This window comes from Enterovibrio norvegicus FF-33 (assembly GCF_000286835.2).
GTDB lineage: Bacteria > Pseudomonadota > Gammaproteobacteria > Enterobacterales > Vibrionaceae > Enterovibrio > Enterovibrio norvegicus_A.
Window position 1 is genome coordinate 2831381 of sequence record NZ_AJYD02000038.1, and the last position, 24477, is coordinate 2855857.

Sequence of the window (24477 nt, forward strand, 5' to 3'; positions counted from 1 at the left end):
GACCGGTCTGAGTTGTGATATAGTGCGCGACGAAATAGGTTCCGAAAGGAGAGGGAAATGCTGTACGAGCATTTTGAATTGCTCGAAACGATAGGACTTGATCTGCTGTTTGCAGCAATCTTCTTCTTCATCGGCATGGCAATCAAGGACGTTTTAAAGGAAGGGAACGTACCGCCTTTTGGCCGACGTATTGTTTGGCTGGTACTTTTCTTAGGTTGCGCAGGTTTCATTACCAAAGGCGTGATTCAGTTTTTCTGGGAAGGCGCAGGCATCGGCTGATTGTCAGCATCTTACCCAAAACAGCAAGAAGGCTTGCCCTTCTTCTACACTTTAGAATTTGGGATGTGTATATTGCATCTCGACTAACAGAAAACAGGTATTCTCTATTATGGCGAGCGTAGGTCTCTTCTTTGGCAGCGATACAGGTAACACTGAAGCTATCGCCAAGATGATTCAAAAACAACTGGGTAAACAACTGGTACACGTTCAGGATATTGCTAAGAGCAGCAAAGAAGACATCAACAACTTCGACCTGCTGTTACTGGGTATCCCAACGTGGTATTACGGTGAAGCGCAGTGTGACTGGGACGACTTTTTCCCAGAGCTTGAGCAAGTTGATTTCTCAACCAAACTCGTTGCGATTTTTGGTTGTGGTGATCAAGAAGACTACGCAGAGTATTTCTGTGATGCGATGGGCACCGTTCGTGACATCGTTGAGACTAAAGGTGGCACTATCATTGGCCATTGGCCGACTGAAGGCTACGAGTTTGAAGCATCGAAAGCCTTGGTAGATGATAGCCACTTTGTTGGCCTATGTGTTGATGAAGACCGCCAACCAGAGCTAACTACACAGCGCGTTGAAACTTGGGTTAAACAAATCCACGAAGAAATGTGCTTGTCGGAATTGGAAGGTTAATTCCCTCCTCCGGCGGCAAAAAAACGCGCCCCGAGCGCGTTTTTTTATGCCTGCTATTTGTGTAGCCTCGCAAATTCGTGATGTTTGGATAAATGCTTAAGGCTCTTGACGGTACTTCGGCTTTTTTCGCACATACAGCACCCGCCTGACACGACTGACGACTTCGCCACCCTCATCAACAACATTGACAACAAATTCGGGAAACACCTTGTCGCCGCTGGCCGTTGCGTGCTGAATGGAAGTAATTGTTTCTTCCGAGATAACAAATTCTGCAAACAAATCCGACGAACCTGGTTTGATGAAGTTAATGTCCGCTTCTTTGTCCCAAACAAAGTATTTTTCACCCAAAATCCCCATCAACATCAGGGCATAAGTTGGATCTGTCATTGAAAAAATACTGCCACCATACTGAGTACGGTTGGCATTTTTATTCCACCAGCGAAGCTTTAAACGCATTTTAACAAAACGAAAATCATCGCTGATCTCTAGAATTTTAATGCCAGCCCCCCAAAATGGTGGCCAGCAGTTAAGCGCAAATTTCACTATCCCTGGTTTGTAGTATTTATACACAGTAACTCCCTTTCTGGTCTAACCAGTTTATCGTGCCATTTTTGCTTAACAACAACAAGCCGCAAAACCAACCAATTAGGTCAGTTATTTATCGCGTGACACTGGCGGCGACTTATCACATTTGTTACGCTAACACACAACTTTTCCCGTTCTCACAATTACAGGGAAAAAAGCAATTACGTAGGAAGAACCGGATGTCAGATAATAACAAGGCACTGAAAGACGCAGGACTGAAAGTCACGTTGCCACGATTAAAAATCCTAGAAGTCCTGCAACAACCGGACTGTCAGCATATCAGCGCCGAAGATCTCTATAAGAAATTGATTGATATTGGCGAGGAGATTGGCCTTGCTACCGTTTATCGTGTTCTAAACCAGTTTGACGATGCTGGGATTGTCACCCGTCACCACTTTGAAGGTGGTAAATCAGTATTTGAGCTCGCAACGCAGCAGCATCACGACCATTTGGTGTGTTTAGATTGCGGAAAAGTGATTGAATTCACAGATGAAGTCATTGAACAACGTCAAAGAGAAATTGCGACTCGCTTCAATGTACGTCTGACAAACCATAGCTTATATCTCTATGGTCACTGCATCGAAGGCGACTGTAAGACTGATGAAACGCTGCACGATGCACGCTCTTAAGTCACCTTTGTAATTCAGCCTCTGTCTGTTTTAGTCACTAAAATAACAAGCATAAAAAACCGGAGCTTATGCTCCGGTTTTTTTGTTTACTACGGGTGATACACCAATCGGATTAAGTAAGCGGTCATAAATTTGCGCAGTAATAATTGGCAAGAATGACTGAGTACTGCTTCTGGTTGGTATTAGCCGTCAATTTTCGCCCAAGTGTCACGAAGACCCACGGTGCGGTTAAAGACCAGTGCATCTTCCGAGCTGTCTTTACGATCTGTGCAGAAATAGCCCATGCGCTCAAACTGATAACCTTGCTCAGCAGCCGCTGCTTTTAGGCTAGGCTCAACAAAGCCATGAACCACAGTCAGTGACTCAGGGTTGATTGTTGCAGCGAAATCATCAGCAGCACCAGGATTTGGCACAGTGAACAAGCGATCATAAAGACGGATTTCAGCTGGTAAACCTGCATCTGCAGATACCCAGTGAATTACGCCTTTAACTTTACGGCCATCCGCTGGATCTTTACCCAAGGTTTCTGGATCGTAAGTACAGTAAACCGTCGTGATCTTGCCATCTGCGTCTTTATCACAACGCTCAGCTTTCACCACGTATGCATTACGCAGACGCACTTCTTTACCTAGTACCAGTCGCTTGTATTTCTTATTCGCTTCTTCGCGGAAATCTTCAGCTTCAATCCAGATTTCACGACTGAACGGCACATGGCGCTCACCCATTTCTGGTTTGTTCGGGTGATTCGGCGCTGACAAGGTTTCAATCTCACCATCGAAGTTTTCAATCACCAGCTTAATAGGATCGAGAACGGCCATGGCACGCGGTGCATTGTCGTTCAAGTCATCACGAATACAAGACTCAAGAGAGCCGATCTCAATCGTGTTCTCTTGCTTGGTGACACCAATGCGCTTACAGAACTCACGAATAGACGTTGGCGTGTAACCACGACGACGTAGACCTGAGATCGTTGGCATACGCGGGTCATCCCAGCCATGGACCAGATTTTCACTCACCAATTGGCTAAGTTTACGCTTAGACATCACGGTGTATTCAAGATTCAGGCGGCTGAACTCATACTGGCGCGGTTGACACTCAATGGTGATATTTTCCAATACCCAATCGTACAGACGACGGTTATCTTGGAATTCCAACGTACACAAGCTGTGTGTAATGCCTTCAAGCGCATCAGAGATACAATGTGTAAAGTCATACATTGGGTAGATGCACCACTTATCACCGGTTTGGTGATGGTGGGCAAAACGCACTCGGTACAATACAGGATCGCGCATCACCATGAACGGCGACGCCATATCGATTTTCGCGCGTAGGCAAGCTTTACCTTCTGCGAATTCACCGTTCTTCATTTTGTCGAACAGTGCCAAGTTCTCTTCAACGCTACGTTCACGGTATGGGCTGTGCTTACCCGGTGCAGTCAATGTTCCGCGATATTCACGGATTTCATCTGCACTCAGCTCTTCCACATACGCCAAGCCTTTCTCGATCAATTCGACGGCATAACCGTGCAAACGGTCAAAGTAGCCAGACGAATAACACACTTCGCCGCTCCATTGGAAACCCAGCCAGTTCACATCGCTTTTGATTGATTCAACAAATTCGATGTCTTCTTTTTCTGGGTTCGTATCGTCAAAACGCAGGTTACATTGACCTTGATAGTCTTTAGCAATACCAAAGTTCAAACAGATCGACTTCGCGTGACCAATGTGAAGATACCCATTCGGCTCCGGAGGGAAACGCGTATGAACTGTTGTATGAACACCACCAGCCAAATCTTTATCGATGATTTGACGGATAAAGTTGCTTGGACGAGCCTCAGACTCACTCATCAAAAAATACCTCGTAGGAAGAACTACATGAAATTAAGTCAATGATCCACGATCACGAGGTTTTACTCAACCTCTACAGAACGTCGAGACGAAAAAAAGCCCGCATATAGCGGGCTTCTGAGTCATAAGGTGTCGTTATAGTGACACTACACGGCCTTCACGTTGTTTGTCAGCACTCAATGCACGTACTTTTACATTGCTTGCGTCGGACACGGTAACAGGTGCAGCGTAATCAGCCCACGTTTCACCGCCGTCTACAGAGTACTGAAGTGGCAGGCCAGGCATGCTGATGTTCATGTGCAGTTTACCTGCTTCAATCATAGCGCCAGGAACTGGGATACGGTATTGAATACCCGCCGCGTCCAGTTTCGCCATTTCACGTTGACCCATTACGTTTGCAAAGCGTGTCCAATCTTGCAACTGAGCGTCTTTGTTTACGTGGTCGGTATCAAGGTTAAAGGCTTTACCCGCTTGGTAGTCCAATTCCCAATCTGCTTTATGCCATGCGCGTTCTGCAGCAGCAATGACACGCGGGAACACCATGAATTCATACTGCTCGTCAGTACGAACGGTTTCGCTCCATAGCTGCGCAGACAAACCGTGGAAGCCTTTCGATTCCACAGTGCCTTTGCCGTTAAAGCCATTACCATCACGGTCTACTGATGTTTCAGCGTTCTGTGGCAAGTTTTCTGGTGCAAAGCCAAACATTTTACGCGTATCAGTAGCACGGGTTGCCCAATAGTAACCACGTTCTTTTGGATCAACCTCGTAAGGCATATCCATGTAAACGTAGTCTGGGTTTGACACGATCACGTCATAACCCTTATTCGCCCACTCGTAAGCCGATGCGTCTCCGCCCCAGTACAGAACGTCCCAGAAGTTAACGCGAACGTTGTCAGTGTCAAATGCTGATGCATCTTTCGAATACTTCAGGCCATCCTGCCACGCTTGGAAGTTAGGAATATCATGCGCCGCAACCACCTTGCTTACGCGCTCAGCAAAGTAGCTTGGCAGGTGACCGAAATCTTCTGCCACACCTTCTGCAATCGCTTTTTGACACACTGGCGACTTAGCGAAAGGCTTGTCTTCCTTGCTCAGATCAATGTTACCTTTCCAAGAAACAGGCTCTGCTGCATTCACGTCTTGGAAACCTGCGTTTAGCTTGATGTTCTTCGCTTCGTCACCACCAAAATGCCACGTCGTCAGAGGCATACCTGCTTCCGCGTGCATGGCTTTAACTTCGGTGATCACTTTGTCCACGAAGTTCACTGATGAATCCATGCATGGGTTGATGAAGCTGCGCTTGTCATAAAGCTGAACCGTCGTCACATTTGATGTATCCAACGGATCCATCAGACGGAACTCTTCTGCTTTAGCCAGATCGCCTTGCTCTGCATACTTGCTGTAGCGTGCTTCCATAGAAACAACGGCTGCACGAGAGTGAGCTGGCATATCGATTTCAGGGATCACTTCAATACCGCGTGCCTTCGCATGGCGCAGGATTTCCATGTAATCCGCTTTAGAGAAGAAACCTGAACCGAAGTTTTCAGTTGTTGGACCTGAACCCAGTTGTGGCAGAAGACATGAGGTTTCAGACAAATCATGACAACGATCCGCGCCGACTTCTGTCAGTTCTGGCAGGCCTGGGATCTCTAGTCGCCAGCCCTCGTCATCAGTCAGGTGAAGGTGCAGTTTGTTCAGCTTGTACGCCGCCATCTGATCAATCGTGCGCAGCATGGCTTCTTTTGAGTGGAAGTTACGCGCAACGTCAACCATCACACCGCGGTATTCAAAGCGAGGGGCATCTTCAATCGCAACCCATGGCAGCATGCCGCTGTCGTCTTTGTCCATCAATGCCATCAGTGATTGCAAACCGTAGAATGCACCTACACGGTCAAAACCAAGAACATCAACACCAGCTGCATTCACTGCTAGCTTGTATGCACCCGATACCGCTTCTTCGCCGCTAAATGCTGTCGCATCAACATTGATGTTAAGTGCGATATCACCGTCTACGTTGACACCCAAAAGCGCTGCACGATCTTCAAATGCCGCCAATTGGTCAGCATCAAGGGCATTGTTCGTCACGGCAAAGCCAGACGTAACATGCAGAGCGCCACGCATTTGCTTAGTTTTCAGTGGTGTTGGGATAATAGATGCTTCAATCGCACCATCCGACAGTTGCGCTACATCGCTGTTTTTTGCAAAGCGCGATGCCGCGGTTGCCAAGATATTGTTGTCTTCAGGCGTGCGTTTCCACTTGTTCCCATCGATTTCAGCAACAAATGCATCAACGTTTTCAGTGTCCATTGAAGCGATGGTTTTTGGTGTTGCATCACCAGCAACAACATACGCACGTGGCATAAAGTCAGTTTCAAACAACTGCCAGTATTCCGCAATCAGGGGAATTTCGATTTTTTCGCCAGCCGCGAAACCATCGAAAGATTGTGTTGGCGTCAGCGCGTAAAGATCACCCGTTAGGTGTTCAATCGTGAAGTCGTCACTTGCGACATCTAGGAACACACGAATGCTGTGCAGATAGATTGTCCAATCGTTGCTAGCAACGGCATCGCCTTCATTAACAACCGTCATGTTTACTTTGTTACAAGATGCCCACTCAGCGCCCATGTCCTGACATGCTAGACCTTCTTGCGCACCATGGTTGGTTTGAACGTCGTAGCTAATGTTCAGCTGAGAAGCCAATGCATCTACCGTTGCTTGTTGTGCAGAGCCAGAAGGCAGAACGCCACAACCAGCCAGACCTGCAGCAACCGCTGCAGATAAGATTCCCATCTTAAATGTCTTATTCATTTGTATTTTTCCCTACGATTTAGCCGAATTCGGCCCAAAAAAAGCCGACCCCGCTAAGGGCCGGCTATATTGACTGTTTAGTCAGTATAATTTAATTAAGGCAGTTTGATTTCCGTCAAGTCTTCAGTTGTGCCGACTTTTTTCATTTCGCCAGCAACGATTTCTGCCAAAGGACCCAAGATAACCTGCAGGTTATTGGTGCCCAATTTAACAACACCCATCGCACCTAGTGCTTTCAGTGTTTTCTCGTCGATCTGAGCGCCATCTTTAACAGTCAGACGTAGACGAGTAATACATGCATCGATAGTCGTCAGGTTGTCGTGACCGCCCAACGCTTTAAGATACTGGCGAGCCAGGATGCTGGTTTCTTTAGATGCTTCAACACCATTTGATTCAGCGTCGTCATCTAGGTCTTCACGACCAGGCGTTTTCAGGTTGAACTTAACAATCGCGGTGCGGAACACGGCATAGTAAACACCGAAGAAAACCAGACCTTGAACGATAAGCATGTACCAGTTAACAGCCAGCGGGTTACGTGTAGACAAGAACATGTCAACAAGACCTGCAGAGAAACCGAAACCTGCAATCCACTGCATAGATGCAGCGATGTATACAGAGATACCAGTCAGAAGTGCGTGAAGCACATACAGACCAGGAGCCAAGAACATGAATGAGAATTCAAGAGGTTCTGTTACACCGGTAAAGAACGATGCGAAACCAGCAGCGATCATGATAGATGCTACTTTTTCTTTGTTCTCAGGCTTAGCCGTGTGGTAGATAGCTAGCGCTGCACCTGGCAGACCAAACATCATGATTGGGAAGAAGCCCGCTTGGTACATACCTGTTACACCAACAGTTGCAGTACCTTCAGCCAGAGACTTAGCGCCACCCAGGAAGTTAGGAATATCGTTAATGCCAGCAACATCGAACCAGAATACTGAGTTCAGAGCGTGGTGCAGACCCACTGGGATCAAAAGACGGTTAAAGAATGCATAGATACCTGCACCCAGTTCGCCCATGCCCTGAATACCTTCACCGAAGTTAACCAGACCACCGTAAACAGTTGGCCATACGTACATCAGGATGAAAGAAACAATGATTGCAGCAAAAGAAGTAACAATTGGAACCAAACGCTTGCCCGAGAAGAACGACAACGCTTTGTGCAGTTCTACTGTTGAGAAACGGTTGTACAGTTCCGCTGACATGATACCGACCAAGATACCAACGAATTGGTTCTGGATCTTACCGAAAGCCGCTGGAACAGCACTTGGGTCAATATTTTGAATTTGAGCAACAGCACCTGGCGACAGTAGCGTCGTAACAACGTACATACCAACCAGACCTGCTAGTGCAGCAGCGCCGTCTTTGTCTTTAGACATACCGTAGGCAACACCTACAGCAAACAGCCAAGACATGTTATCGATAATTGCAGCGCCTGCTTTAATCAAGAATGCCGCCAGAACGCTGTTCGCGCCCCAACCGGTCGGATCGATAAAGTAGCCGATACCCATTAAGATTGCAGCTGCAGGAAGCGTGGCAACGGGTACCATTAACGCTTTACCTACTTTTTGGAAATAACCGAGAATATTCACCTGTGTTCCCCCTATAGTGGTTCTTTCTCAGAGATGTAATGACAACATGGGACTTTTTTTACTATCCAATGTGGGTCAGGTGGAGTTTATTCCATTAATTTCGCCCCGCAAATTAAAACAGGTGCAATTGTGATTTTTGTCACTCAAAACGATACGAGATCCTGTTTTTTGCTAGCACCATCATAAAACTTATTTTATGATGAAAACTAAGATACAAATCCACTATGCTGTATAGTCTGAATTTGAATTAATTAAGAGGTGTACCGTGAGACTTATCCCTTTACAAACCGCACATGAAGTAGGCTTTTGGTCAGCACGCTATATTGTTGATGCAATTAACAAATTTGCTCCAACTGAAGATCGTCCGTTTGTTCTGGGTTTGCCAACTGGTGGCACTCCACTGAACACGTATAAGCAACTGATTAATCTTCATAAGCAAGGCGAAGTAAGCTTTAAAGATGTGGTTACGTTCAACATGGACGAGTACTGCGGCATCCCAGCAGATCATCCAGAATCTTACCGGAGCTTCATGTTCAATAATTTCTTCAATCACATTGATATTAAACAAGAAAATATCAATCTATTGAACGGAAACACTGACAATCACGAAGAAGAATGTCAGCGTTACGAAGACAAGATTAAATCTTACGGTCGAATCAATCTGTTCATGGGCGGCATTGGCAACGACGGTCACATCGCATTTAACGAGCCAGCATCGTCACTTTCATCACGTACTCGTATCAAAACCTTGACGGAAGATACGCGTATTGCTAACTCTCGTTTCTTTGATAATGACATCAACCAAGTACCTAAACACGCACTGACCATTGGCGTAGGTACCTTGCTTGACGCAAAAGAAGTGATGATTCTGGTTACAGGTCACAACAAAGCACTTGCTCTGCAAGCAGCGGTAGAAGGTTCAGTGAACCACCTATGGACTGTCTCTGCACTTCAATTGCACCCTAAAGCACTGATGATTTGTGACGAACCATCAACAGCTGAGCTTAAAGTGAAGACAGTTAAGTACTTCCATGAGCTAGAAGCTGAAAACATCAAAAACCTGTAAGGTAAGGAAGTATTCATGTACGCACTGACTAACTGCCGAATTTTTACTGGTAGCGAAGTGCTGGATAATCATGCTGTCATCGTCGATGGTGGCCTGATCCAGAACGTTTGTCCTGAAAGTGAATTGCCAGAAGGCATTGAAACTCGTTCACTTGATGGCGCATATCTCAGCCCTGGCTTCATCGATCTACAACTCAACGGTTGTGGTGGTGTGATGTTCAACGATGAAGTGACCGCGGACACTATCCACACGATGCATCTGGCTAACCTGAAGTCTGGTTGCACCAGCTTCTTGCCAACACTGATCACGTCTTCTGATGAAGATATGAAGGCATCAGTCAGTGCGATTCGTGATTACCAAGCACAATACGAGCATCAAGCACTCGGTTTGCACCTTGAAGGTCCATACCTGAATGTTGCAAAAAAAGGCATTCACAGTGTTGATTTCATTCGTCGTTCAGATGACGCAATGATCGATTTCATCACTGCTAATGCCGATGTCGTCACGAAAGTGACGCTGGCACCAGAATTAACGCCAGCGGATCATATCCGTCAGTTGGCTGATGCAGGTATCGTTGTATCGGCAGGTCACACCAACGCAAGCTACGTTGAAGCGCGTCTAGGCTTTAAAGCGGGTATCACGTTTGCCACCCACCTGTTCAATGCGATGACGCCAATTGCGGGTCGCGAGCCTGGTATGGTTGGCGCTATCTACGACACCCCGGAGGTTTATACGGGCGTGATTGCAGATGGTTTCCACGTAGATTATGCAAACATTCGCATTGCCCACAAATTGAAAGGTGAGAAACTGGTTCTTGTTACTGATGCAGCAGCGCCTGCAGGAGCAGACATGGATCACTTTATTTTTGTAGGTAAGAAAGTATATTACCGTGATGGTAAGTGTGTTGATGAGAATGGCACACTTGGCGGTTCGGCATTGACCATGATTGAAGCAGTACAAAACTCTGTCGAACACGTAGGCATCGCTTTGGATGAAGTGATCCGCATGGCAACCTTGTATCCTGCACGTGCAATCGGCATGGATGACAAGCTAGGGGCTATCAAGAATGGATATGTCGCTAACCTGACCGTGTTTGATCGCGATTTCAATGTCAAAGCGACTGTAGTTAACGGCGAATATACATTGAATTAGGACATTTATGACAGGCGGACAAATTGGTAACGTAGATCTGGTTAAACAGCTAAACGGTGCCGCCGTTTATCGACTTATCGACCAACAAGGGCCGATATCTCGAATCCAAATTGCTGACGTGAGCAGTCTTGCTCCAGCAAGTGTTACCAAAATTACCCGCCAGTTGCTTGAGCGCGGCCTGATTAAAGAGGTCGCGCAACAAGCGTCCACAGGAGGTCGACGAGCCATCTCGTTGACCACCGAATGCGCCCCTTTTCACTCTCTTGCTGTACGACTCGGCCGTGACCGCATCGAACTAACACTGTTCGACTTGTCGGGCAAACCTCTCGCCGAGCATGACGAAGCGTTTCACTATCCCAATCAGGAAACCCTGATTGAAGGTCTTCTTTTTCACCTTCACAGTTTCCTCGCTAGCCAACAAGACATTGTAAAAGAACTGATTGCCGTGGCGATTTCGCTTCCCGGTCTCGTTGATGCCGAAACAGGTATCGTCGAATACATGCCACATATTACGATCGACAAATTACCGTTAAGTGACTTAATTCGCGATGAATTTGGTGTGCAGTGTTACATCGGAAACGACACCCGGGGTCAGGCACTGGCAGAACATTATTTCGGGGTGAGTAAAAACTACTACGACACCCTACTCGTCAGTGTTCACAATGGTGCTGGTGCAGGTATCATCGTTAATGGCCAAGTGTTTTTAGGCTACAACCGCAACGTTGGCGAGATCGGACACATTCAAATAGACCCGCTCGGCAAGAAGTGTCAGTGTGGTAATTTTGGCTGTCTTGAAACGGTTGCTTCTAATCCAGCTATTATCGAGCACGCACAGCAGCTTTTGGCACAAGGCCATGAAAGCATGCTGCAAGGCAAAAAAGACCTCAACGTATCCGACATCTGTCGTGCTGCTGTTGCCGGTGATGAACTCGCGCGTCAGGTATTGGTAAAGGTAGGTAATCACTTAGGCAAAGCCATCGCGATGACAATTAACTTGTTCAATCCACAACAAGTGGTGATCTCTGGTGAAATTACCGAAGCAAAAAGCGTGGTGTTCCCAGCCATTCAACGCTGCGTAGAAAACCAATCACTAAGAGCCTTCCACCAGAATCTTCCTGTTGTCGCAGCCAGCTTGTCTTCTACTACACCGACACTCGGCGCATTTGCGCTGGTTAAACGCGCGATGCTTAACGGAATATTGCTTCAAAAACTGCTCGAAGACTAAAATTCTGTTACACAAATTAGGCACAGCTTAAGCTAATTTATGTTTAGCTTCATAGGCAACACAGGTTTACCGTGTTGCCTTTGTTTTATCTTATCATTTTCTGTTGTTAGGCCCCCTGTTTGACCGGCTTAGGCTTAAACGCGTTATTTTTTCGCAAGGAAACAATCAAAACCATGGATCTCGTTATCATTGCCGTCGCATTTCTCAGCGGTTTTTTAATGCTGCGCTGCCACATGCCCCCACTCGTCGGCTTCTTGATTGCTGGATTTGGCTTACATGCAGCAGGATTCACCTCCACGCCCGTTATCCAAACGTTAGCCGATTTGGGTGTTACCTTGCTGCTGTTTACTATTGGTCTCAAACTCGACGTAAAGTCTCTGCTCAATAAAGAGATTTGGTTCGGTGCCACACTCCATAACGTGATGACAACTGCACTGTTCTCACTTTGCTTGATGGGCTTTAAGTCACTTGGCTTTTCCGCATTTTCAAGCCTCGCGTTAAACGACATTGTACTTGTTGCTTTTGCTCTCTCTTTTTCCAGTACCGTTTTCGCCATCAAAGCCCTGCAAGAGAAAGGCGAAATGAACGCCACCTACGGCACGTTAGCTATCGGCGTTCTCATCATGCAGGATATCTTTGCCGTTATTTTCCTGACCATCGCCTCAGGAAAAGTGCCCGGTATAGAAGCTCTACTGTTATTTGCATTGCCATTGGCCCGTCCGTTGTTCTTTAAATTACTGGATCGCGTCGGTCATGGTGAAGTCTTAGTGCTTTATGGTGTTTTCCTTGCGTTGGTCGCAGGGGCGGGGTTCTTTGATGCTGTTGGCATGAAAGCAGACCTAGGTGCTCTGCTTCTGGGCATGATGATGGCAGCACATCCCCGTGCATCAGAGATGGCCAAATCACTGTTCAACTTGAAAGAACTCTTTCTGGTGTGCTTTTTCCTTAATATTGGCTTGTCAGAGCAGCCAACGTTGCAAGGATTGATGATTGCGCTATTGCTGTTGCTACTGTTGCCATTAAAAGGCCTGCTTTACTATGTCATATTCAATGGCTTCAAATTCCGTGTCCGGACCTCACTTTTCGCCACGCTCACCCTGTTTAACTACAGTGAATTTGGCTTAATTGTCGGTGGTATTGCCTACCAAATGGGCATCATGCCCGGCAGTATTTTGGTCGCCATCGCCATTGCAGTGTCTTTGTCCTTCATGTTAGCTGCACCACTAAATACGTTCAGTCATAAAATTTACGGTGCTGTATCATCACGCTTCAACGACCCGTCACCAGAGCGAATCCATCATAACGATCAGCTTATCGATCTCGGTGATGCTTCCGTGGTTATCATCGGTATGGGCCGCATAGGCAGTGGTGCGTATGATGAACTCGCAATAGAGTTTCCGTCAAAAGTACTAGGCATTGAAGCGCGTGAAGATTCAGTCGCTAGCCATCAAGAATGCAACAGAAATGTGATTCATGGTGATGCCACAGATCCTGATTTCTGGTCTCGTGTCACCTCCTCTCACCATATCGAACTGATCCTTCTTGCGATGCCTAATAGTCAAGCTAACACCTTGGCCATGGAGCAGATCAATCAATTAGGATTCGACGGCAAAGTCGCCGCTATTGCTAAGTACGTCGATGAACTTGAACAACTCAAAGCGCTTGGCGTTAACGAAGCCTATAACATCTACAACGAAGCAGGTGCGGGTTTTGCTCGCCATGTAAAAGACCAACTGCTTTAAGCCTCATTCTGAAATCCGTGACCACTCTTGTGCTCCCAAGCACAAAAGCGGTCACAAAATCATCAGCACCAATGTTTCATTCACTAAAAACCGCATATTGGTGAATGAAATTAAACTTCACCTCGGGTTTATTATTTTTATCTTCATAACAGGTTGCTTTTTTCTATCAAATTGGCAAATTGAAGACAATACAAAATTGAAACGCGTTTATGATGCGTGCATTAGGGAAGTTTGAGAGGGAATTATGTGTTCTGTATTTGGCATTTTAGATATTAAATCAGATGCGTCAGTGTTACGCGAATCTGCCTTGGAAATGTCCAAGAAGTTACGTCACCGTGGACCGGACTGGTCTGGCATCTATTCATCAGAGCGTGCAATTCTCGCGCACGAACGTCTCGCTATTGTTGGTTTGAACAGCGGCGCACAACCTCTTTATAGCCCTGATGGCAAGCTTATCCTTGCGGTTAACGGTGAGATCTACAACCACAAAGAAATTCGTGCGCGTTACGAAGACAAATACGATTTTCAAACCGATTCAGATTGTGAAGTCATCTTGGCGTTATACCAAGACATGGGTGCAGATCTGCTAGAAGAGCTAAATGGTATTTTCGCCTTTGTTCTTTATGACGAAGATAAAGACGAATATCTGGTTGGTCGTGACCACATTGGTATTATCCCGCTATACCAAGGCTACGATGAGTACGGCAACTACTTTGTTGCATCAGAAATGAAAGCACTCGTGCCTGTGTGTAAAACCATCAGCGAATTCCCTCCAGGTTCGTACTACCGCTCTCAAGATGCAGAGCCACAGCGCTACTACATTCGTGATTGGAATGAGTACGCAGCCGTACAAAACAACTCTACCAGCAAAGAAGAGCTGACTGAAGCACTGGAAGCTGCTGTAAAGCGCCAGTTGATGACTGACGTACCTTACGGTGTATTGCTATCAGGCGGTCTAGACTCGTCAATCACCTCTGCAGTTGCGAAACGCTACGCGGCAATGCGCATTGAAGATGATGGACAATCAGCCGCATGGTGGCCTCAGCTTCACTCTTTTGCCATTGGTCTTGAAGACGCACCCGATCTCAAAGCCGCACGTGAAGTGGCTGAGCAAATTGGTACTGTTCACCATGAAATGACGTACACCATCCAAGAAGGTTTAGACGCGATTCGTGATGTGATTTATCACATTGAAACCTATGACGTGACGACCATCCGCGCTTCGACGCCTATGTATCTGCTAGGACGTAAAATCAAGGCGATGGGCATCAAAATGGTCCTGTCTGGTGAAGGTGCAGACGAAATCTTCGGCGGTTACTTATACTTCCACAAAGCACCAAATGCCAAAGAGTTCCACGAAGAAACCGTGCGTAAACTGCTTGCGCTGAACATGTTTGACTGTGCACGCGCCAACAAATCACTGGCTGCATGGGGTGTTGAAGGTCGTGTACCTTTCCTCGATAAAGAGTTCATCGACGTAGCAATGCGCCTGAACCCTGCAGACAAGATGTGTGGCAACGGCAAAATGGAGAAGCACATTCTTCGTGAGTGTTTCGAGCACTACTTGCCAGAAGCGATTGCATGGCGCCAGAAAGAGCAGTTCTCTGATGGCGTAGGTTATGGCTGGATTGATACATTGAAAGCTGTTGCTAACGAGAAAATCTCTGATCAGCAAATGGAAACCGCCAGCTACCGTTTCCCTTACAACACGCCAACGACAAAAGAAGCTTACGTTTACCGTGAGATCTTTGAAGAGTTGTTCCCACTGCCATCAGCAGTAGAGTGTGTACCAGGTGGTCCATCAATCGCATGTTCAAGTGCGAAGGCCATTGAGTGGGATGAAAGCTTCAAAAACGCAGCAGACCCTTCAGGTCGCGCAATTGCAGCAGTTCACAACGAAGCCTACTCAAAAGCATAAACACCAGCATCCACCAATAAAAAAACCGCCATCACGGCGGTTTTTTATTTTTCGTCTCTAGCAAAGACCCGTTATCTCAACGCATTTGACACCAAGGCAAGGCGATGAAATGGTGACTGCTTAGTAGCTTAGTTCACTCAGTGACTAACAGCATTCATAAAATCAACGCAGCATCAGTGCCCAATAAGGCAGAGATTTAGCGCTCCCAGTAAGCTTCTTCCAGAGAATCTTCTCTCTCTGGCAAGCCGCGAGAAAGGCGCGGAGAATGCTGCGCCAACACTTCATAACTCACTCGGTTTGCGTACTTACACACCTGTGAAAACGAACTGTAGGTCAAGAACTGATGCACATGCTTGCTTGAGTTTGGCACGTTATCGCGATGGTAACGGTTTGCAGACATATCGTGCAGTACCGCTGACAACGCGCCATCGCCCGCACCATTGGTGTTTTTGATACGCTCTGGACCGCCCATGTAAGGCGCAATATGTGAATACACCTTCACTGGGTTAACGCACTGATCTTTCATCATCGGACGGCTGAATTCATAGCGGTTGAACTCAGCAATCGAACCTGGCAGCAATGGCAATGTGGTCTCACGTTTTGCATCATCATCGGTGTAACCTGCCATGTAAAGGCCAATTGGGCCCGCGGTGCAAAGCACCATGTCGACCCAATCCAACGTTTTGTCTGCAGCCACTAACGGATCAGATTCACCGGTTAGTGCTTCTGCTTCTTCTTCGTTCATGGCAACCACGGACACGTGCTCTGCCAAGAACTCACGCCACCATTGCGGGTTATTTTGAATGACGTACTTAGTACCCATGGTCATTACAACTGGCACATCATATTTTTTCGCGTATTCAATGGCTTTCATTGTCGCTTCAGGCATCGGATCGCCTTCCTTGCAACGCACCAAATAGGCAGTTAGCACCAGTGCCGACGCATTTTTAAAAATGTGCTCAGGAATAGATTGCGGTGTCAGCTGATTCATCAGCCCTTCGCTAATAGCAAAGGTACGCTCGCCTTCTTCACTGATAAGCGCATAGCAACGACCAATTGGGCCTTGCACTGCTTCGAGATAATTCAGATCCATACGGCTAGACGTGTTGCACAAGTAGCGGTAAGAATAGCTACCAATGGTGATATCGCGGCTCATCACACCCAGAAGGATCGACTTATCATCTGCCAGCGTGGAATAGTTATGTAGCGTATTCCCAATCGTGCCACCCGCAAACTCATGGCTGATCATGTTGTTTTCTTTTAGCTCTTGATACAGCGCTTCTGCTCGCTTGTCATCAATCACCAAAGAATGGCCCTTACTTAGCCCATACTTTTCCACAAATTCATCGCTCACCTTCGCTTCAATATCAACCAGCGTTTGGTCAATACCGATAACATGAGGACGTTTCAGCTTACGTTGTTCACTCGCTTGAACAATCAATGGATCGCGGGCATGTACCGGAAAATAATGCTTAGACTTGCGTTGGCCTGGGAATTTCATGATTCAATGCGTCGTAGTAGGGGCGAAAATGAGAATTCTATCACAGATTTTTGAGGGTGGAATATCCCAATTACAAATATACCCGAGCACAGATCATATGCTCGGGTATAACATCAAAACGCAATCAGGTGGGAACTGGGGCTACCAATTTTGGGTATGACGCTCAACCAACTGTTTCATCATGGCAATATGCGCGGGAGAATCATTTAGGCAAGGAATAAAGTTAAAGACTTCCCCGCCCGCTTCCATAAACGTCTCGTGGCATTGATCAGAGATTTCTTCCAACGTCTCTAGGCAATCGACCGAAAATGCAGGAGAAATGATGTCAAGGCGTTTAACCCCTTCCTTTGGCAATTGCTCCAATGTTTTGTCGGTATATGGCTGTAGCCACTCTTCCCGACCAAAACGTGATTGGAACGTGGTTTTTATCGCGACATCGGTATCGAGACGTGCAATTAGCTTTTCCGTGGTCGCTAGGCAATGCTCGCGATACGGGTCACCGTTATCCGCATAACGTTTAGGAATACCATGATAAGAACACACCAACATGTCAGGCTTTCCATTCGCAGCCCACTGCGCTTCGACCGATTGAGCCAAGGCATCAATGTAGCTGTCCTCACTGTAATAGTGATTAATAAACCGAAACTCAGGCAAGACAGGTTGGTCTTTTAACGATTTGGCCAGCTTATCAAACACCGCCGCCGTGGTAGTGCGTGAATATTGAGGGTACAAAGGTAGCACCAAAATCTTGTTACAACCTCTGTCCTTCAACGCGCTCACTGCAGACGCTATGCTTGGCGACCCGTATGTCATGCCAATCTCAACGGGGATATCCAGAATTTGCTCTAGCGCCGCTTGCTGACGCTTTGAGTGCACCATTAACGGTGAGCCCTCATCCATCCATACGCTTTGATACAGCTTTGCCACTTTCGGCGAGCGCACAGGAAGGATAATACCGTGTAACAACGGGCACCAGAGCCAGCGAGTCATATCAACCACTCGCTGATCGTGCAAAAACTCACTTAAAAATGCGCTAACTGCTTTGGCGGTTGGCGCTTCTGGCGTTCCAAGATTAACCAGCAGAACCCCTACATTGTTTTCGTTATTTTCCATTTCAACCTGCTTAAACAGAGCGTTATCAATACACTGACCCAAGATTCATCTCATCGAGATTAGCGGGTTTCGTCTTAAAGGCAAAGCGTTAACTACATACTCTTTTTGTATCCAGTAACCTTGAGAAGTTTGGGAATAGAGGAACACAGAGCATGAGTCCAATACTGCTTCATTCATTAAAGCGATCAAAAAAGGGCAATCATAAGATTGCCCTTTTTGCATCGAAAAAAGGAATTAACCTAGTGCTTTTTCGATCGCTTCGCTCACGTCAGAAACTTGCAGTGTTCCATCGAACTTCAGGTATTGAGTGTTACCTGCTTCAGCTTCTTTTTGGTAATAAGCAATCAGTGGAGAAGTTTGCTCATGGTATACGCCAAGACGTGCCAGAACGGTTTCTTCTTTGTCGTCATCGCGAACAACCAGATCTTCACCCGTGATGTCATCCTTACCTTCCACTTTTGATGGATTGTAAACGACATGGTAAGTACGACCAGAAGCTAGGTGGGCACGACGACCGCTCATGCGTTCAACGATAACGCTATCAGCAACGTCGAACTCCAAAACGTAATCCACATTTACACCGACTTCTTTCAGGCCATCCGCCTGAGGAATCGTGCGTGGGAAGCCATCCAACAGGAAGCCTTTCGCACAATCTTCCTGTGCGATGCGCTCTTTTACCAGACCCAGAATGATATCGTCAGATACCAATTGACCTGCGTCGATAACCGCTTTCGCCTGTTTGCCCATTTCAGTGCCTGCTTTTATTGCAGCACGCAGCATGTCACCAGTGGAAATTTGTGGAATACCATATTTTTCCATGATGAATTGCGCTTGAGTACCTTTACCTGCACCTGGAGCGCCCAGAAGAATGATGCGCATAGTTATCCCCTTTCTTTACTTTGGAGTTTCGCAAAAACCTGAAACATACACGGTTATTGATACCTAAACAACCTCACGTCCTGAGTTTTAGCACGCTAGAGCACGTTTCGAACGGTTTCCCGTTAAACGTTCTTTGCACTAAAATTCGTGCTGACTTGCCCGATAAAAAATTCGATTTTCATGTCTCAATGAGGGCGTTTAGGTATATGACATAAATAAGCCCAGCTTTTCATGCTGGGCGTATATTGATGTTTATCTATTCGTTACCTGAATGCAATTAGCCTTTAGTCAAGAGTTGGTTAACTGCAGTCAAGAACTGTGACGGATCTTCCATTGAACCGCGCTCTGCGAGCATGGCTTGCCCCAACAGCATTTCCACCCAACGACCAAATACCGCCTCGTCGGCTTCATCAGCCATTTGTTTGATTAATGCATGCTCAGGGTTCAATTCGAAGATGTACTTTACTTCTGGCGCTTGCTGACCCGCTGCTGCCAGTAGTTTTGCCATCTGTGTGCCCATTTCAAACTCATCCGTCACCACCACTGCTGGTGTTCCTGACAGCTTGAAGGTCGTGCGTACTTCTTTCACTCGATCACCCAAGTAAGCTTTCGCACGCTCGACCACAGATTCAAACGCTTTTTGGGTTTCTTCACGTTTTTCTTTCTCGGCATCATCGTCAAACTTGCTCAGATCCAGGTCCGCTTTCGTGATGGCCTGGAACTGCTTACCGTCAAACTCTGGCAAATAACTCATTAGCCATTCGTCGATACGGTCATACATCAGAACCACTTCAATACCTTTCGCTTTGAACTGCTCAAGGTGCGGGCTGTTTTTAGCCGCTTGATAGCTATCTGCCGTCAAGAAGTAGATTTTGTCTTGTTCTTCTTTCATGCGTGAAACGTAGTCAGCCAGTGACACGGTTTGCTCACTGCTGTCAGTGTGCGTTGATGCGACACGCAGCAGACCCGCAATTTTCTCACGGTTTGAGAAGTCTTCCGCAGGGCCTTCTTTTAATACCAAGCCAAACTCTTTCCAGAAGCTTTGATATTTTTCAGCGTCGTTATTTGCCATACGCTCCAGCATGGTTAAAACACGCTTGGTACAGGCATTGCGCAGCGTTTGCGTCACTTTGTTATCTTGCAGAATTTCACGTGACACGTTCAAAGGCAGATCATTTGAATCAATCAGACCACGAATGAAACGCAGGTAGTTCGGCATAAACTGCGCGGCATCATCCATAATGAACACGCGCTGGACATATAATTTCAGGCCGTGTTTGTGATCACGGTTGAACATGTCCCATGGTGCTTTTGAAGGCACATACAGCAAGCTAGTGTAATCATTCTTACCTTCTACACGGTTGTGGCTCCAAAGCAGTGGATCCGCAAAATCGTGGGAGAGGTGTTTATAGAATTCTTGATATTCTTCGTCACTGATATCAGATTTTGAGCGGGTCCAAAGCGCCTGCGCTTTGTTAATTTGCTCCCACTTACCTTCGTCTTTTTCGTTGCCTTCTTCGTCGCGTTCTTTGGTCCACATTTCAACCGAAATACCAATGTGATCAGAATATTTACCAATCACTTCACGAAGACGCCATTCATCTAAGTATTCTTTGTCATCTTCACGAAGGTGCAGGGTGATTGACGTACCACGGGTTGTTTTCTCAATGCCCTCAATGGTGTAGTCACCTTCGCCAGCAGATTCCCAAAGGGTCGCATTCGCATGGTCAGTGCCAGCAGCGCGGGTAGTGACAGTCACTTTGTCCGCCACGATGAACGCAGAATAGAAACCCACACCAAATTGGCCGATAAGTTGGCTATCTTTGGTTTGATCATCTGAAAGTTGTTTGAAGAAATCGGCGGTACCTGATTTTGCAATCGTCCCCAAGTTCTCGATCACTTCTTCACGAGTCATGCCGATACCATTGTCATCAATGGTCAGGGTTCCTGCTTCTTTATCAACACTCAGGCGCACACGTAAGTCGCCTTCATTTTCATACAGTGCAGAATCAGACAGCGCTTTAAAGCGTAATTTATCTGCCGCATCAGACGCGTTTGAGATCAATTCACGTAAAAAGATCTCTTTGTTGGAATAAAGAGAGTGAATCATGAGGTGTAGCAGCTGCTTCACTTCAGATTGGAAACCTCGTGTTTCCTTATTATGTAGAGTGGCTTGATCGCTCATTATAACTCCAAACAAATGTGGTTCAGTTAAGTACCCTCTTTAGATAAGGCCGTAATGTTGCTTTTCAAGGTCTAAATTTCATTTTTTGATTTCTTGAGGTCTTTTTCGCAATTCGAGTATAATCCTTCTCAATCCCGTCCAAATTCAGTGGTTTTTATCTAAAATCGCTCAAAATACGCGCAGGTTAATATATCGGATGTTAATTAAATCGAACCGTTACCTTCTGGGAGAGCGTTTTGTCTTTTCTCCTAGCGAAAGCTCGTTGGTCGATCTCCATGAAAATGATGACCTCGTCAGGCTGGGCAGTAACGAGTGCCGGGTACTGATGGTTCTTATCGAGGAACCTCACGCTATCGTTACGCGTAATCGCATTCATGACTATGTTTGGCGTAAACAAGGTTTTGAAGTCGACGACTCCAGCCTAACCCAATCTATTTCCACACTGCGAAAAGCGTTAAAAGATTCGACAAAGCACCCACTAGTGGTCAAAACCGTGCCTAAACGCGGCTACCAAGTTATTTGCTCTGTCGAAGCGTATAACGACCAAGCAGTAGATCTGCCGCATACCGTTGAGGCGACAAATCAAGAATCCGAGCCAGAAGTGACATCCGGTGAGATTACAGAGATTCAAGAAGACGACATTAAAGTCAGCGAGCAACACGACGTGTCTGTGGCGCCAGAGCCCATAGTTGCTGACGTATTCGCCCAGCCAAACGTTGTTAAAAAAGTCAAAACTCCCCTGAGTTCTTGGACTGCCTTTATTTTGGCGCTACTGGTACCCATCGCATTTCACGTTTACTCGACGCCAAAGTCTGAAGCATTTCGTGAAATACTCACCGTACAAAACATACCCGTCTATATCCCAGTGACCAATGCGCGTATTAGTCAGTGGCAACCTATGGTTGAACGATGTGTCGCTAAGTACATTAGTTACTATGGTCAGGATCGCGAATTAGAAGAAGTGATTGTGACTGGTGGGCAAGATAGCCAAATATCATTGAATTACATTCACAGCGAAAAAGATGCAGATGAAAACCTCACCTATGTTCTGCTGACGAGCCATGAGGAGAGTCATACGCTATGCCGTTAATGAACGCACCGCGCAGAAGGGATCAACTTAAGCGCTTCGGCCCTTTTGTTTTGCTACTGCTCTCGATTGTTGGCAGCGGCTGGGTATACCTGGGTGAAGATTTCCGTATCGCTAATCTGTTGCTTACCAAGCATTGGAACTCTAAAACCATTAACTATATTGAAGAGTCAGCGTACAGAGATGTCACTGGCCTAACAACCACAGAACAACATAGCAATATGGTGTTCTTGCCGGACAATACCTACTCTCGCGATACGCAGATCATACTGAAAAATGAAACCGAAAATATTCAGATAGTGATGTCTGTTTCCGAATCGGGCGAGTGGGAAGTCAGCGGCGGCTATTTAAAACTGAAACTGGGTCAAATCAAAGACGTAACAACAGGCGACACCACAGAGTTGTCTGAAGAAGACCTTGCACTGGTGCGCACCTTCTATCGACTCGGTGCGGAGAAAGTTCGACGTATCGATGTCTTGGGCGACGGTTCATTACTTCTGACGAGTTTGAATCATGGTTCGATGATTTTATACAATCAAAGTTAGCCTTACCCTCTCTGTTTCTTTTTCGAATCCAGTTTATAAAAACGTCAGCATTGCTGGCGTTTTTTTTTGTTTTTCGCTTTATTGAAAGTTACTCAGAAACCATCAGGTTTGACCGGAAAAACAAAAGAATCTTGCACCAATTTTTAGACCGATTAGAGCAAATAACTCTGTTGTGATCCTTTCTGATTGTTCTTATTGTGTAGACATTGCTGATACAGCAATTTTGACAGGAGATATTATTATGAAAACCACAATTCTTGCTTTGAGTATGATTTTCAGCTCTTCTATCGCAATGGCAATGCCATCACATCAGTTAGATATTGACGTCACACCAATAAACGATGGCGCCTGGGTTAAGCTGACACAAGCTGGTGAGCCTATCGTTGGTGCAAGCATCAATAATCAATTTGTCACTAACGATCGTGGTCGAGTGTTTGTTTCCGTGGACAGCCAACGACCGAAGTCCGTTAAATTCACTGCGATAACCCTTGATGGTGAAACCGTTTCAACAAAAGCGTTTATTTCACATCAATAAAGTCATCATTAGCGTAAAAAAATAAAGGCCGATCTCTCGGCCTTTATCTATTCAAACAAATCATTAACCTAATCGGTGCCGGCCAATGATGGAATGGGACAAGGTTGTACCGTCCACCAGTTCTAGCTCACCTCCCATGGGAACGCCATGGGCAATACGACTCGCTATCACACTATGTTCAACGCATAATTCGCTGATGTAATGCGCAGTAGCTTCGCCTTCAACCGTCGGATTCGTCGCCAAAATCAGCTCAGAAATAGACTCAGTGGCAAGGCGTCGTTCCAACACATCCAAACCAATGTCTGTCGGCCCAATCCCATCGAGAGGTGATAGGTGACCCATCAGCACAAAGTAGCGACCAGAATATTGCCCCGTCGCTTCAATGGCTGCAATATCTGCGGGGCTTTCTACCACGCAAATCTGCCCATTTTCCTGACGACGAGGATTGGCACAAATCGCACATTCCTCTTCCTCAGTGAAGGTTCGGCATTTAACGCAATGACCAATATCTATCATTGCCGATTGCAGCGCTTCAGATAGCCTAATGCCACCTTGACGATTGCGTTGAAGAAGATGAAAAGCCATACGCTGTGCCGACTTCGGGCCTACACCCGGCAGACAACGTAACGCTTCCATCAATTGTTCAAGCAGTTGGCTTGTACGCATAATTAATTAACGAATTCCGTTAGAATGGCATTTTAAAGCCTGGTGGCATCTGCATACCGCCAGTCACATCGCCCATTTTATCTTTTTGTGCTTCTTCAACACGACGCGCCGCATCGTTGAATGCCGCAGCAATCAAATCTTCCAGCATGTCTTTGTCGTCTTCCATCAAACTTTCATCGATTTCGACACGACGAACACTATGGCTGCCCGTGATGGTGATTTTCACTAGGCCTGCACCTGCTTCACCGGTCACTTCCATGTTTGCGATTTCTTCCTGCATCTTCTGCATGCGCTCTTGCATCTGCTGCGCTTGCTTCATCAGGTTGCCCATTCCGCCTTTACCAAACATAATTTTCTCTCTTTTTGATGGAGCTATTTACCTTGAGGTCGACACTCAATGTGGCCTCAACTTAGTTCATTGTGGCCAATCATAAAGCGTATACCGCTAAAAATTCAATTTCGAAAAGTAAATAGCCTCTTAGG

At 46.3% G+C, this 24477-nt stretch carries 21 protein-coding genes; 11 read left to right on the forward strand and 10 right to left on the reverse strand.

Going from position 1 to position 24477, the window contains the following annotated elements; translation table 11 throughout:
- Nucleotides 1–57 precede the first annotated feature (57 nt).
- On the forward strand, nt 58–279 hold the full coding sequence (locus A1OO_RS20600; RefSeq protein ID WP_016961068.1) for a DUF2788 domain-containing protein: 222 nt from the start codon (nt 58–60) through the stop codon (nt 277–279).
- 109 nt (nt 280–388) lie between these two features.
- A complete protein-coding gene (fldA, locus tag A1OO_RS20605; protein WP_016961067.1) occupies nt 389–916 on the forward strand; it encodes a flavodoxin FldA in 528 nt (175 codons plus the stop codon).
- 96 nt (nt 917–1012) lie between these two features.
- Here the strand turns inward: fldA and A1OO_RS20610 are convergent, their stop codons facing one another.
- Complete coding sequence (locus A1OO_RS20610) at nt 1013–1486, reverse strand: DUF4442 domain-containing protein (protein WP_016961066.1); 474 nt, start codon at nt 1484–1486, stop codon at nt 1013–1015.
- A gap of 194 nt (nt 1487–1680) precedes the next feature.
- Here A1OO_RS20610 and fur point away from each other — a divergent pair, with 194 nt between their 5' ends.
- A complete protein-coding gene (fur, locus tag A1OO_RS20615; protein ID WP_016961065.1) occupies nt 1681–2130 on the forward strand; it encodes a ferric iron uptake transcriptional regulator in 450 nt (149 codons plus the stop codon).
- Nucleotides 2131–2312: 182 nt separating this feature from the next.
- Here fur and glnS read toward each other — a convergent pair whose 3' ends face one another.
- The 3 genes from glnS to nagE form a co-directional block, all read right to left on the reverse strand.
- Nucleotides 2313–3977, reverse strand: a complete 1665-nt coding sequence (glnS, locus tag A1OO_RS20620) for a glutamine--tRNA ligase (protein WP_016961064.1) — start codon at nt 3975–3977, stop codon at nt 2313–2315.
- Between the two features lie 135 nt (nt 3978–4112).
- Entirely contained in the window at nt 4113–6788 is a 2676-nt protein-coding gene (locus tag A1OO_RS20625; protein ID WP_017004278.1) for a beta-N-acetylhexosaminidase, read from the reverse strand.
- A 95-nt stretch (nt 6789–6883) separates the two neighbouring features.
- Nucleotides 6884–8380 (reverse strand): N-acetylglucosamine-specific PTS transporter subunit IIBC, encoded by a 1497-nt coding sequence (nagE, locus tag A1OO_RS20630; protein WP_016961062.1) that lies wholly within the window; start codon nt 8378–8380, stop codon nt 6884–6886.
- Between the two features lie 265 nt (nt 8381–8645).
- On the opposite strand from nagE, the gene nagB reads away from it, so the two are divergent.
- The 5 genes from nagB to asnB all read left to right on the forward strand — a co-directional run bounded on the left by nagB (nt 8646) and on the right by asnB (nt 15483).
- Entirely contained in the window at nt 8646–9446 is an 801-nt protein-coding gene (gene nagB, locus A1OO_RS20635) for a glucosamine-6-phosphate deaminase (RefSeq protein WP_017004279.1), read from the forward strand.
- 15 nt (nt 9447–9461) lie between these two features.
- Nucleotides 9462–10598: an N-acetylglucosamine-6-phosphate deacetylase gene (gene nagA / locus A1OO_RS20640; protein ID WP_016961060.1), complete on the forward strand. Its 1137-nt coding sequence runs from the start codon at nt 9462–9464 to the stop codon at nt 10596–10598.
- A 7-nt stretch (nt 10599–10605) separates the two neighbouring features.
- Nucleotides 10606–11823: a DNA-binding transcriptional regulator NagC gene (gene nagC / locus A1OO_RS20645; protein WP_016961059.1), complete on the forward strand. Its 1218-nt coding sequence runs from the start codon at nt 10606–10608 to the stop codon at nt 11821–11823.
- Nucleotides 11824–11996: 173 nt separating this feature from the next.
- The gene (locus A1OO_RS20650) at nt 11997–13565 is read left to right on the forward strand and encodes a cation:proton antiporter family protein (protein WP_016961058.1); all 1569 of its coding nucleotides are present in this window, start codon (nt 11997–11999) and stop codon (nt 13563–13565) included.
- A gap of 244 nt (nt 13566–13809) precedes the next feature.
- Nucleotides 13810–15483 carry an asparagine synthase B gene (gene asnB, locus A1OO_RS20655; RefSeq protein WP_016961057.1) on the forward strand — a complete coding sequence of 558 codons (1674 nt, stop codon included), beginning with the start codon at nt 13810–13812 and terminating at the stop codon, nt 15481–15483.
- Nucleotides 15484–15679: 196 nt separating this feature from the next.
- On the opposite strand, the gene A1OO_RS20660 is transcribed toward asnB, so the two are convergent.
- The 4 genes from A1OO_RS20660 to htpG all read right to left on the reverse strand — a co-directional run bounded on the left by A1OO_RS20660 (nt 15680) and on the right by htpG (nt 21161).
- Nucleotides 15680–16984 carry an inosine/guanosine kinase gene (locus A1OO_RS20660; protein ID WP_016961056.1) on the reverse strand — a complete coding sequence of 435 codons (1305 nt, stop codon included), beginning with the start codon at nt 16982–16984 and terminating at the stop codon, nt 15680–15682.
- A 141-nt stretch (nt 16985–17125) separates the two neighbouring features.
- Nucleotides 17126–18097 (reverse strand): ferrochelatase, encoded by a 972-nt coding sequence (gene hemH, locus A1OO_RS20665; protein ID WP_026023975.1) that lies wholly within the window; start codon nt 18095–18097, stop codon nt 17126–17128.
- Between the two features lie 234 nt (nt 18098–18331).
- Nucleotides 18332–18976: an adenylate kinase gene (gene adk, locus A1OO_RS20670; protein WP_016961053.1), complete on the reverse strand. Its 645-nt coding sequence runs from the start codon at nt 18974–18976 to the stop codon at nt 18332–18334.
- Nucleotides 18977–19253: 277 nt separating this feature from the next.
- Nucleotides 19254–21161 carry a molecular chaperone HtpG gene (gene htpG, locus A1OO_RS20675; RefSeq protein ID WP_016961052.1) on the reverse strand — a complete coding sequence of 636 codons (1908 nt, stop codon included), beginning with the start codon at nt 21159–21161 and terminating at the stop codon, nt 19254–19256.
- A gap of 196 nt (nt 21162–21357) precedes the next feature.
- On the opposite strand from htpG, the gene A1OO_RS20680 reads away from it, so the two are divergent.
- The 3 genes from A1OO_RS20680 (at nt 21358) to A1OO_RS20690 (ending at nt 23328) form a co-directional block, all read left to right on the forward strand.
- Nucleotides 21358–22251, forward strand: coding sequence for a transcriptional regulator (locus A1OO_RS20680; RefSeq protein WP_026023976.1), 894 nt, complete (start codon nt 21358–21360; stop codon nt 22249–22251).
- Nucleotides 22242–22793, forward strand: coding sequence for a regulatory protein ToxS (locus A1OO_RS20685; protein ID WP_017004280.1), 552 nt, complete (start codon nt 22242–22244; stop codon nt 22791–22793). Before A1OO_RS20680 ends, A1OO_RS20685 begins: the two co-directional genes overlap by 10 nt.
- A gap of 241 nt (nt 22794–23034) precedes the next feature.
- Complete coding sequence (locus tag A1OO_RS20690) at nt 23035–23328, forward strand: hypothetical protein (RefSeq protein ID WP_017004281.1); 294 nt, start codon at nt 23035–23037, stop codon at nt 23326–23328.
- A gap of 63 nt (nt 23329–23391) precedes the next feature.
- Here the strand turns inward: A1OO_RS20690 and recR are convergent, their stop codons facing one another.
- Nucleotides 23392–23994 carry a recombination mediator RecR gene (recR, locus tag A1OO_RS20695; RefSeq protein WP_016961049.1) on the reverse strand — a complete coding sequence of 201 codons (603 nt, stop codon included), beginning with the start codon at nt 23992–23994 and terminating at the stop codon, nt 23392–23394.
- A gap of 19 nt (nt 23995–24013) precedes the next feature.
- Complete coding sequence (locus A1OO_RS20700) at nt 24014–24343, reverse strand: YbaB/EbfC family nucleoid-associated protein (RefSeq protein ID WP_016961048.1); 330 nt, start codon at nt 24341–24343, stop codon at nt 24014–24016.
- Between the last annotated feature and the right edge of the window lie 134 nt (nt 24344–24477).